Genomic DNA, 1,902 nt, shown 5'->3' with positions numbered 1-1,902 from the left:
ACTCCGCCAGTAGGACTCGAACCTACGACATCATGATTAACAGTCATGCGCTACTACCAACTGAGCTATGGCGGATAAAATAGTCCGTACGGGATTCGAACCCGTGTTACCGCCGTGAAAAGGCGGTGTCTTAACCCCTTGACCAACGGACCATCTATCTGTAGCAGATATAACCATTATATCAATTTCTTACTAATTGTCAATCACTTTTTAGATTTTTTCTCTAGAATATCTTTTAGTTTGCGAACTTTCAAACGGGTAATCGGGCAACGATGATCTTCATAAAAGACAACTTCTAAATTCTTTCGATCAATTTCTCTCACATTTCCCACATTGACAAGGAAAGATTTATGGGAGCAATAAAATCGCTGGGTATGTTTGTCCTTTTCCTGAATATCTGTCATAGTTCCATAGAATTCTTTAGCAAAATTCTTACCAATAATCCGAAGTTTATGAGAAACTCCTGTGGTTTCGATATACAAAATGTCATGGTAAGGAATTTTCAAATCATTTCCCTTATAGTTGTAATCAAAATAGTCTACAACATCTTCGTTTTCAAGCAGCATACTCTTAGTGTAAAAAATACTCTGCTCGATACGTTTTTTGAACAATTCATCATTGATGTCTTTGTCTACAAAATCTAGAGCTGATACCTGGTATTTGTAAGTTAAGGTAGCAAATTCAGATCGACTGGTAATAAAGACAATAATAGCATAAGGATTGTGATGACGGATAAACTGAGCCACTTCAAAGCCTTTTTTCTCGATTCCATGAATATCGATATCTAGGAAATAAAGCTGGTTTACTTCATCATTTTCGATATATTCCTTAAACTCACGAACTTTTCCTGTTGTCTTATATGAAATAGGAATATTCGATTCTTCCGAGATTTCATTTAATATTCTCTCTAGTCTCACTTGATGTTCAATAACATCTTCTAAAATTAATACTTTCATTCGAATTCCCTCTTAAATCTAATAATTTGTCTAAATGTGTTGTCTTCCATCTCTGTTTCTAAAATAATGTTGTCATACTTATCTAAAATCTCCTTGACATTATTAAGTCCTAGACCTCTATTTCTTCCCTTGGTAGAGAAACCTAAGGCAAATAAATCCTCTGAAGGCGTCATAGTGATTTTGCATGAATTCTGGATAACTATAACTGTTTCAAAATCCATTTTAATGACTGCAACTTCCATTTGTTTCAAATAACTATCTGCAGCACCTTCAACAGCATTGTTTAATAAAATGCTCATGATACGAACAAGATCAAGTAAATCTATTGACAGTCTAGTAATGATATCCTTTACTTCCAATGTAAACTCTACATCATTTTTTCGTGCATAGACAATCGATTGAGCAATTAAACTTCGTAAAGCAGAATCTTCTATATTATTTAAATCAAAGTAAGTATATTTTTCTGACCTCAATTTCTGATTTGCTTTTACTAAGACTTCATTGTAAACCCTGTTAATTTCTTGTAAATCTCCACTGTCAATCGCCATTTGCATGCTAACAAGCATCCCTGCATAGTCATGACGAAAACCTCGAATTTCATTATACAACTCCACAATTTCATCAGTATAAGTCTGTAAATGCTTTTGTTCAAATTTCTTTTGTTTTAGAGCAATCTCTTTTTCAATTTGAACCTTGTGAGAATTCATTGCAAAGAAAATCAATAACAAGCAAATAAAAACAATGGTTGATAAAATACTTCCGAAGCTATTTAAATGATGAGTTGTACTTACTATATCTGAAATAAACAATAAAATATGCAAACCAAAGAAAGCAACTATTACTTTTTTTAAAAAAGGGTACAGATAATCTTTATCAAAATAAGTAAGTTCTAAATGGAAATAAGTAATAATTTTTTTAATAATAAAATATGTTAGTAATAGTACTC

2 protein-coding genes and 2 tRNA genes are annotated in these 1,902 nt (G+C 32.3%); all 4 read right to left on the bottom strand.

Features of this window, described 5'->3' with window-relative positions; all coding sequences use genetic code 11:
- Position 1: 1 nt before the first annotated feature.
- Positions 2-75 (bottom strand) — tRNA-Asn (locus GMD4S_RS08430).
- Between the two features lie 5 nt (positions 76-80).
- Positions 81-152: transfer RNA gene (locus tag GMD4S_RS08425), tRNA-Glu, on the bottom strand.
- Between the two features lie 51 nt (positions 153-203).
- A complete protein-coding gene (gene comE, locus GMD4S_RS08420) occupies positions 204-956 on the bottom strand; it encodes a competence system response regulator transcription factor ComE (RefSeq protein WP_000866079.1) in 753 nt (250 codons plus the stop codon).
- The coding region (comD, locus tag GMD4S_RS08415) for a competence system sensor histidine kinase ComD (RefSeq protein WP_000322742.1) at positions 953-1,902 on the bottom strand (950 nt) is incomplete at its 5' end. The genes comE and comD, both read right to left, overlap by 4 nt.

Source organism: Streptococcus sp. GMD4S (genome assembly GCF_000296955.1).
Note: the sequence above shows the minus strand (reverse complement) of the source record. Positions and strands in the feature narration are given on the sequence as shown.

What these genes read in the sequence shown, in the direction of transcription:
- comE (WP_000866079.1), bottom strand. Translation starts at nt 956, where the DNA reads ATGAAAGTATTAATTTTAGAAGATGTTATTGAACATCAAGTGAGACTA.